This window comes from Sphaerotilus sp., assembly GCF_041083715.1.
GTDB lineage: Bacteria > Pseudomonadota > Gammaproteobacteria > Burkholderiales > Burkholderiaceae_C > Sphaerotilus.
On record NZ_JBFPGY010000085.1, the window covers coordinates 1 to 3602 of the forward strand.

At 67.6% G+C, this 3602-nt stretch carries 4 protein-coding genes; all 4 read left to right on the plus strand.

Features of this window, described 5'->3' with window-relative positions; all coding sequences use genetic code 11:
- Nucleotides 1-678 (plus strand): cytochrome c biogenesis ResB family protein (locus AB3X43_RS04250; protein ID WP_369428631.1); only part of this gene is annotated, 678 nt, incomplete at its 5' end.
- Nucleotides 675-2024, plus strand: coding sequence for a c-type cytochrome biogenesis protein CcsB (ccsB, locus tag AB3X43_RS04255; protein WP_369428632.1), 1350 nt, complete (start codon nucleotides 675-677; stop codon nucleotides 2022-2024). The genes AB3X43_RS04250 and ccsB, both read left to right, overlap by 4 nt.
- A 77-nt stretch (nucleotides 2025-2101) precedes the next feature.
- The gene (locus AB3X43_RS04260; protein WP_369428633.1) at nucleotides 2102-2491 is read left to right on the plus strand and encodes a hypothetical protein; all 390 of its coding nucleotides are present in this window, start codon (nucleotides 2102-2104) and stop codon (nucleotides 2489-2491) included.
- Between the two features lie 62 nt (nucleotides 2492-2553).
- Entirely contained in the window at nucleotides 2554-3570 is a 1017-nt protein-coding gene (gene msrP, locus AB3X43_RS04265; protein WP_369428634.1) for a protein-methionine-sulfoxide reductase catalytic subunit MsrP, read from the plus strand.
- Nucleotides 3571-3602 lie beyond the last annotated feature (32 nt).

Genomic DNA, 3602 nt, shown 5'->3' on the forward strand with positions numbered 1-3602 from the left:
ATGAAAGCCGCGCTGGCCGACCCCGCCAGCCGCATGGAGGCGGCGCGCCGCTACGTGCGCAAGTCCGCCCCGGCCGACAAGCCCGAACTCGCGCAGCAGCTCGAAGCCTCGGTGCTGCGCGCACTGACACTGTTCGCCGGCGCCGAGGCCGTGCGCAAGAACGCGCCGAGCGCCGGGCTGGTGGCGCTGCAGGACTTCATCGAGACCAACGTGCCCGAGGCCGACCGCGGCCGCACCTCCGAGGTGCTGATCCGCATCCTCAACGGTGGTCTGTTCGAGCTGCTCAACCTGGTGCGCGAGCACGCCGGGCTGGCGGCACTGCCGCCGGGCGAAGATGCCCAGCGCTTCATGGGCCAGGCGGTGCTGTCGCTGTCCGATTCGTTCGCCTATCCGGCGCCGCTGCTGCTGTCGCTGACTGGCTTCGACCAGGTGCAGGCCAGCGTGTTCCAGGTCACCCGCGCGCCGGGCCAGAAGCTGGTCTATCTGGGCTGCGGGTTCCTGATCCTCGGGGTGTTCGCGATGCTCTACATCCGCGAACGCCGCCTGTGGATCTGGATCGAAGGCCCGGCGGACGCCCCGTCCACCACCGTGACCCTGGCCCTGTCGGCCACCCGCCAGACCATGGACACGGACAAGGATTTCGACGCCTTGAAAACCAGGATGCTGCAGATACCATGAACCAGACCACCACCCTGACCCTCGGCCGGGCATCGCCGCTGAGCCGGCGCAGCGCCTTCGACTGGCTGTTCGCGCTGCTCGTGATCGGCGGCGCGGGCTTCGTCTGGCAACGCTACGGGGCGGCGATGGACGGCTACGAGCGCGGCATCCTGCTGTGCGCCGTGCCCGGCCTCATCGCGCTGGGCTGGTTCTGGGCGCCGCTGCGGATCTTGAGCCTGGGCGTCGGCGCGGTCAGTTTGCTGGCAATTTCCCTCTACCTACGCCAGACAGACGCCTTCGGCGCCGATCTGGCCGCTGCGGACAAGGTGTTCTGGCTCAAGTACCTGCTGTCCAGCCAGAGCGCCATCATGTGGATGTGCGTGCTGGTGTTCATGAGCACGCTGGCGTACTGGATCGGCCTGCTGATCGGCCGTGGCAGCGACACGGCGCAGCGCATCGGCTCCTGGCTGGCCTGGGCCGCCGTCTTCATGGCGCTGACCGGCACCTTCGTGCGCTGGTTCGAGAGCCACCAGATCGGCCCCGACATCGGTCACATCCCGGTCAGCAACCTCTATGAAGTGTTCGTGCTCTTCATCTGGCTGACCACGCTGATCTACCTGCACATCGAAAGTCACTACAAGACCCGCGCGCTGGGCGGCTTCGTGATGCTGATCGTCAGCGCTGCGGTGGGGTTCCTGCTGTGGTACTCGCTGGCGCGTGGTGCGGACCAGATCCAGCCGCTCGTGCCGGCGCTGCAGAGCTGGTGGATGAAGATCCACGTCCCTGCCAACTTCGTCGGCTACGGCACCTTCGCGTTGTCGGCCATGGTCGCGCTGGCCTACCTCGTCAAGACGGCGCCGGTGCGTTCGCTGTGGACCGGGCTGGTGGGTGTGCCGGGCGCCTTGCTGGTGCTGCTGGCCGGTTTCTGGCTGCTGGGCGATCTGTCGCCGCAGACCTCGGCCGCGGTGATGAAGTCGATGCGGATGCTGGGCGGCTGCGTGGCGCTGTTCGCGTTCACGGTCTCGGTGCGCGGGGTGCTCAACGCCCGCACGCCGGCACCGGAGGTGCTCGATGACGTGATGTACCGGGCCATCGCGCTCGGCTTCGCCTTCTTCACCATCGCCACCATCCTCGGCGCCTTCTGGGCCGCGGAGGCCTGGGGCGGCTACTGGAGCTGGGACCCCAAGGAAACCTGGGCGCTGATCGTCTGGCTGAACTACGCCGCCTGGCTGCACATGCGGCTGATGAAGGGCCTGCGTGGCTCGATGGCGGCCTGGTGGGCGCTGGTCGGGCTGGTGGTGACGACGTTCGCGTTCCTGGGCGTCAACATGTTCCTGTCGGGGCTGCACTCCTACGGCGAGCTCTGAATCCGGACCTGGTGAACGCGGCGGCAGCTCAAGCCGGTGCGTTCGCCGCCGATAGGGCAGAACAGAGAGGTTCTCCCATGCCCTACGTTCACAGAGATGCCCGCGGCCAGATCGACCGCATCCACCGCGACGAAGCGCCCGGGTCGGAATTCCTGCCGCCGGAGCATCCGGAGCTGCTCCAGATGCTGGGCGGATCGGCCAAGGGCGCCTCGTTCGCGCACCTGGACACCGGCTTGATCCGCGTGCTGGAGGACCTGGTGGACGTGCTGGTGTCGCACAACGTCATCTGCATCACCGACCTGCCGATCGAGGCACAGCAGAAGCTCTTCGCACGCAAGAATTTCCGGGACCGTTTCCAGAGGAATGCCTTGCAGCTCGGTGCACCGGAAGTGCCGTTGGGCCATGATTCGCTGATTCCCACGGTCGCGATGCCCGTTGCCCCGAGCCGGGTGAAGCGACGGGGCTGATCCGGTGTAAGAAACCGGGTGGCTGCCGCGACTGAGGGAGAGTCCCAGCCCAGGAGCGCACCATGTCCGCACGATCGCACGGCCACCCCGACCACGGGTTCCTTCACCCCGTTCCCAGCGAGATCACGCCCGCCGAGGTCTATGCCGGCCGCCGGCAGTGGTTGCGGCAAGTCGCTGCAGGCACCGGTGGCGCGGTGATGGCCAGTTGGGCTGCCCGCGATGCGCTGGCCCAGGCCGCCAGCAGCCCGGCCCGGCCTGGCAAGCTCGCCCCACTGTCCGGCGCCCGCAGCGCGGTGCCCGGTGCGCTGACGATGGACAAGCCCACCGCCTACGCCGACGCCTCCACCTACAACAACTACTACGAGTTCGGCACCGACAAGGCCGACCCCGCCCGCAACGCCGGCAAGCTCCAGACCCGCCCGTGGACCGTGGCGATCGAGGGTGAGGTGAAGAAGCCCGGCGTGCTCGATCTGGAGGCGCTGCTGAAGCTCGCACCCATGGAGGAGCGCCTCTACCGCCTGCGCTGCGTCGAGGGCTGGTCGATGGTGATCCCGTGGGTCGGGTTCTCGCTGGCGGAGCTGATCCGCAAGGTCGAGCCGACCGGCAACGCCAAGTACGTCGAGTTCGTGACGCTGGCGGATCCGAAGCAGATGCCGATGGTCGGCTCGCGTGTGCTCGACTGGCCCTACGTCGAAGGGCTGCGCATGGACGAGGCGATGCATCCGCTGGCGATGCTGGCCTTCGGTATGTATGGCGAGGTGCTGCCCAACCAGAACGGCGCGCCGGTGCGGCTGGTGGTGCCGTGGAAGTACGGCTTCAAGAGCGCCAAGTCGATCGTCAAGATCCGCTTCACCGACAAGCAACCGGGCACGGCGTGGAACAAGGCGGCGCAGCAGGAATACGGCTTCTTCTCCAACGTCAATCCCGAGGTGGACCACCCGCGCTGGAGCCAGGCCACCGAGCGCCGCATCGGCGAGGACGGCTTGTTCGCCAAGAAGCGCCCGACGCTGATGTTCAACGGCTACGGCCCGCAGGTCGCGTCGCTCTACGCCGGCATGGACCTGCGCAAGTTCTACTGATCGGGTGGCGCCATGAACCGAGCTGCCGTGAA

Excerpts from the sequence above, each read along its gene's own strand:
- ccsB (WP_369428632.1), top strand. The coding sequence starts at position 675 with ATGAACCAGACCACCACCCTGACCCTCGGCCGGGCATCGCCGCTGAGC.
- AB3X43_RS04260 (WP_369428633.1), top strand. The coding sequence starts at position 2,102 with ATGCCCTACGTTCACAGAGATGCCCGCGGCCAGATCGACCGCATCCAC.
- msrP (WP_369428634.1), top strand. The coding sequence starts at position 2,554 with ATGTCCGCACGATCGCACGGCCACCCCGACCACGGGTTCCTTCACCCC.